Genomic DNA, 5,829 nt, shown 5'->3' on the forward strand with positions numbered 1-5,829 from the left:
CAACGCCCAACAATCTTGCCGCGGGGTGGAGCAGCCAGGTAGCTCGTCAGGCTCATAACCTGAAGGTCAGAGGTTCAAATCCTCTCCCCGCAACCAAATTCTACACACAATATCAAACGCTTAGCCTCGCATCTCGCGGGGCTTTTCGCGTTCTCGCCCCGCCCGTGGAAGCACTGTGGAAGCAACGGAAACGTGTCCTGCTGGCGTAGCAAGTAGGCAACAATCGCGATTTTGGTCAGAGCGTCGGCGCCTCAACTGCTCCTATCGAAAAAACTTCAAATGTCGCCTGCGCGCCGAAATCGAAGTGTAGCGCTTCCAGCGGGGCAACTTTGGATTTCTGCCGAAATCTGTTAGTATGAACACTTGTTTTGTTTTTGGTTGGGGGCGGTATGTGATGAGAACAAGTATTTTTTCTGGAGTTATTCGGGACCATATCACCCAAGTTTTTAAGGATTTGCTCGGAGATCAAAATCCGGCAATTACGGCCCTTGAGAACGCAACTTCAAACAATGTTGACATTGCATTTCCAGAGGTTGGGCCGAAAGACGAGGTTGGTCCGAAAGGTAGTGTAGACTTAACGTCTCTACCACAAACTGCTCCCCAAGATTTTTGGGAGTCCGAACTACACCGGTCTTCTTCTGGGCTTGACAGGTTAGTTGTCGAAGAAATCCAATCTTTGGTTTTTTCTGAAGGGTGCGTTTCCTCCTGCCTTCTAGATATTGTCGCAAGTCACGTCAAAACGTTCGAAATAACCTACTCTGGTGGCGACAACCCCGTTCTTGGAATGGGTTGGTTCGAACTGCCTCAGCAATTCCTTGAATTGGACAACTTGCCTGCAAGTTGGGGCGCGACCGGTGGACTTGCGTCTGAAGTTGGGGGCAGGCCGGGCACAACGACCACGATCAACTCTGATGGACGTCTGCAGGTCATGATTGAATTGGCCAGCGGGATCGGCGCTGCCGATATTGAAGGCTTGCTTTCTGGTCTTGGGGGAGAAGTTGCGGGCACCGTGCGAATGCAGGGTGGACCATTGGGAGGTGATGTCGGCGCGGTGCTGACTATTGCGCTTCCGGGAGACACTGTTTTTGAAACTATTAAGTCGGCGCTTGAACGCTCGCCGATGATCGAACACGTCGAACTTGATTACATTCGAGGCTTGGCAGAATTCAGCAATGACCCCTATTATTCCAATGGCTCCCTTTGGGGTATGTATGGCCCGTCGGGCGACGGTATCGGAGCGTACAGCAACGTCTACGGCTCTGGTGCGGACGTGGCGTGGAATGTTGGTTACACGGGATCGTCGACCACAGTCGTCGGAGTAAACGACACTGGCATCGATCCGACACATCCTGACCTCTACCTGAACGTCTGGATCAACCAGGATGAAATCCCGGACTCGACCTACTCCAATCTCGTGGATGTCGACGGAAATGGTGTTATCACTTTTCATGACCTGAACGATGCACAAAATTCGGGATGGGTCGCCGACAACAATGGCAACGGTTTTATCGATGCACTGGATCTTCTCGGTGATAGCCGGTGGGAAGACGGGGACGACCGTGACGGCAACGGTTTTGTCGACGATCTTTTCGGATGGAACTGGCAGGATGACACCAATCGCCCGTTCGTCCTAAGCACCAGAGACGATTCCATCGGATTCGGGCCCTTCCGCCAGGACACAGGCTCTCACGGGGTCCATGTCTCGGGAACAATCGGCGGCATAGGCGGCAATAGCGAAGGCGTGGCCGGCGTAAACTGGGATACGCAAATTGTCGCGATGAAGACTTTCTATCAGGGCTCCGCCCCGACGTCTTACATCATTGCCGCCAACAACTACTTCGCGGAACTGGCGAGCCGGTCGCTCGATCCGGCTTCACGTTCATACAATTTTGATTACGTTGCCACGAACAACTCCTACGTCGATCCAAATTTCAGCCAGCTGGAACTAGACTCGATCGTCGATCTCGCAGCGGTTGATGTTCTTCATGTCACGGCTGCCGGAAACTCTAGCGATAACCTCGACGCTTCAGGTAACGATGCCTACCCGGCGGAATACTCCACATTGGGGCTTTACGCATCCGATGGCACATACATCGATTACGACTCTGTCATCGCGGTCGCGGCCATCGACTCCGCCGGAAATCTTTCGAGCTTCTCAAGTTACGGCGCTACCTCTGTCGATATTGCCGCTCCAGGGACTGCCATCTGGTCGGCGCAGGCCGGCGGAGGCTACGTTCTGAAGGATGGCACTTCGATGGCAACGCCGCACGTCACTGGTGCCGTCGTTCTCTACGCGGCGTATGCTCCGGACGCGAGTGCGGCCGAAATTAAGGCCGCCTTGCTCGGGTCGGCGGCCTACACCTCATCTCTGGATGGCTACGTTCTGACTGATGGACGGCTTGACGTGGCAGCAATGATGGCAAGCCTGCCCGACTCGTCCAACACCACCCCTGTTGCCGCCGACGATAGTTTCACGACCAATGAGGATGTTGATCTCTCGGGCAACGTGTTGGCCGACAACGGGAATGGAGCCGATTCAGATGCCGACGGAGATTCTCTCACCGTGGCCCTCGTCTCCGGTCCTTCGAACGGCGTGCTGACGCTCAATGCGGACGGCAGTTTCGACTACATGCCAGTTGAGAATTTCAACGGCGATGACAGCTTCGTCTACTCGATAAATGACGGCAGGGGCGGTTCCGACACGGCGACGGCCTCGATTGCCGTCAATTCGGTGAATGACGCGCCGGTTGCCTTCGACGACAACGTGACAACTGACGAAAACGCCCCGCTTTCTGGCAACGTGCTGGTCGACAACGGCAATGGCGCTGATTTTGACGTTGACGGGGATACCCTCACCGTCGCGCTCGTCTCAGGTCCTTCGAACGGGGCGCTGACGCTCAATACCGACGGCACTTTCGGCTACACGCCAGATGCCAATTTCATTGGTGCTGACAGCTTCGTCTACGAGATCGATGACGGTAATAGCGGATCGGACATGGCGACCGTGTCCATCGTAGTCAACGAGGTGAACACCGCTCCTATCGCTGCCGACGATAGTTTCACGACCGATGAGGATGTTGTGCTCTCGGGCAACGTGTTGGCCGACAACGGGAATGGAGCCGATTCAGATGCCGACGGAGATCCCCTTGCCGTAGCCCTCGTCTCCGGTCCTTCGAACGGCGCGCTGACGCTCAATGCCGACGGCACCTTCGGCTACACTCCAGATTCCGACTTCAACGGTTCCGACAGCTTCGTCTACTCGATAAATGACGGCAGGGGCGGCTCCGACACGGCGACGGCCTCGATTGACGTCAATTCGGTGAATGATGCGCCGGTTGCCGTCGATGACAACGTGACAACTGACGAGAACGTCCCGCTTTCGGGCAACGTGCTGGTCGACAACGGCAACGGCGCTGATTTTGACGTTGACGGGGATACCCTCACCGTCGCGCTCGTCTCCGGTCCTTCGAACGGCGCGCTGACGCTCAATGCCGACGGCACTTTCGACTACACGCCAGATGCCAATTTCATAGGTGCTGATAGCTTCGTCTACGAGATCGATGACGGTAATGGCGGATCGGACATGGCGACCGTCAGCGTGACGGTAAACGCGGTCAGCGCAGACGTGTACGGCGGAGACACGACGGACGACATCCTGCAATCGAACGGTGGTATCATCAGCGGTTTGTCAAAAGATGGAACTCATAACGGCGCGGGGACCATAGACACACTGATCGGGAAAGCCGCCGCCGCAGACACCTTCTTGCTCGGCGACAGCCGTGGAGTGTTTTACGACGACGAAAGCAATCGACCCGGTGGTGGAAATCAGGATTACGCGCTTTTACAAGGCTTTGAAGTGGGGAGCGACAAGCTTGGCCTCGTCAGCACGGCGAATTATTATGCAGATTTCGACGGCTCTGATACGTACATCTATCTCGACGTCTGGAAGCCGGGATCGGACAGCCGGAACGAGTTGATCGCCAAAGTGGAAGGTGCCGACTTGACCGACGGCTCGGATGGAATTTTGTGGACCCACATTTATCACACGGACGACTTGCCCATTGGTTAAACGAGCACAAATTCAACGCCCGCCAGCCAAATTGAAGTACACGATCCGCTACTTGTCCAAAGATGGGTGCCGTTTCACAACTCATCGAACAGTCTGACGTGGGCGCTGACCGGACGGATTTAGGGGTTCGAGCAACGGAGATGTGCTTTCTCGAACCAAAGCGAACCGCATCATGTGATTGCCATTAGCAGACTACCGACAGAAGCGTACACCTTCAGACGCCTTATCTTTGCAATACAAGGCACGATTACACAGGGTTTCCTGAATCATCGAAGCCATTGTCAAGCGAAGATGAACAAATCCGGAGTATCGAAAGAAGCCGCGGGAACCGATCGAAGCGCGACGATCCGCTGCCTCCCCGCTCTATTTGAACCGATACCGGCTCGCGGCCTTCCCCAACCGTTCATCAATCGGTAGCGGATGTTCGTCAGACAGACGTTTCAATGCCTCAACGTGATTGTCGAGAAAGCCGCAGAATTCTTCTGACTTCACGTCAGACGCCGCCGCCCGCGACACAAAAAGACCCAATATCTGGCGATCCAGCATCCGCATGTGTTCGTCGCGGTTGGTTTCGATCACCTCGCTGGGTAGGACGCCCAAACAATTCTCTTGCAGGTCCACAGCGACAACGCTGCTGACTTGCTGCCAGAGCGCGTGTGTCGGCCAGCGGGCGCGGTTCCGGTCCGTGGTGGGGCAGGTATAGCGGATGCGCTCACAGAACTCGCTGAAGGCGTCTCCGACGAGCGCGTTGAGATCGGCCCAACTGCGCATTTCCCAGCGGTTGCGCAATTGCTTGCTGCCCATGCGCAGTTCGAAACGCCAAACCTGACTGGTTTCGGCGTCCGACAGGTCCAGCGGCGGCTTGCCGATCTGGGCACGCGCGCCGTTCCAGATGGTGAGCCAGCCCAGCTTGCTGTTTTCGATGATCTCTGCCCGCTTGTCGTAGATCACCAATTGCCGGTTGGCGATTGCGCCAAAATGCAGGCCTGTGACTCGCGCGCCCGATGTATGCGTCTGGCACTTGTCCTTGCTGGCGTGTTCGGTCCCGCGCGTGCCGGGTGGCACCACAACCGCCTCCCGGTCCGGCTCGAACCACGGGGCCAGAAAGTCGATGGCGTAATCAACGCGGGTAACGCGCAACTGGGTTTCGCCATAGGGAATGCCGAAGGCTGCCATACACTCCCGGAAATGGCGTTCAGCGGCGTCCAGCCCGCCGGTGGCGAGCAGGAAGGCTCGAAAGTCGACGGTGACGCCGGGATTGTTGGCAGGCCGGTTCTCCGGGTCCAGAAAGTACCACTCCGCCCCGTACTCGCCGGTATGGGCGGAAAAGGCCGATCCGCCCGAGCGGCGCACGGCAAGGGCGATGTCACCAAATTCCACAACGCAGTCCCGGTTGGTCTTTACCGCTTCGGCTTTCGCCGCTGCCAGTTCGGCCCGGAACTCCGGCGGAATATCGGTCTGGATGGTGAATTTCAGTCCATCAAAGCCCGAATGCAGGATATCGGCGTTCATTTGCTCTGACCTTCGCTTTCGTATTCGTGGAGGGGGGTGTTACAAGACCCCCCCCCTTTGGCGCGGCACGCCCTGCCGCTGGGAGATTTGGTGATGTTGGGAAAAGGGGCGGGGGCTTACGCCCCCTTGGTGCCTCCGGCGGGGCAGCCTTGGTTTTGGGGCCGGAGCGGGGCCGCTCCGGCGCTGCAATCACCTGGCATTGGTTTGACGGCCAATCCAGATTTCGGCGCGCTCCGCGCATTTGGCGA

General features: G+C 56.9%; 2 protein-coding genes and 1 tRNA gene. 2 read left to right on the top strand and 1 reads right to left on the bottom strand.

What is annotated here, in order from left to right:
- Positions 1-19 precede the first annotated feature (19 nt).
- A tRNA-Met gene (locus AVO45_RS10640) sits at positions 20-96 on the top strand.
- A gap of 298 nt (positions 97-394) precedes the next feature.
- Positions 395-4,069: an Ig-like domain-containing protein gene (locus AVO45_RS10645; protein WP_205627876.1), complete on the top strand. Its 3,675-nt coding sequence runs from the start codon at positions 395-397 to the stop codon at positions 4,067-4,069.
- A 363-nt stretch (positions 4,070-4,432) separates the two neighbouring features.
- Here the strand turns inward: AVO45_RS10645 and AVO45_RS10650 are convergent, their stop codons facing one another.
- Positions 4,433-5,581, bottom strand: a complete 1,149-nt coding sequence (locus AVO45_RS10650) for a hypothetical protein (RefSeq protein WP_068346788.1) — start codon at positions 5,579-5,581, stop codon at positions 4,433-4,435.
- Positions 5,582-5,829: the final 248 nt, after the last annotated feature.

Origin of the sequence: Ruegeria marisrubri (genome assembly GCF_001507595.1) — a bacterium.
In the GTDB taxonomy this organism is placed as follows: Bacteria; Pseudomonadota; Alphaproteobacteria; order Rhodobacterales; family Rhodobacteraceae; genus Ruegeria; species Ruegeria marisrubri.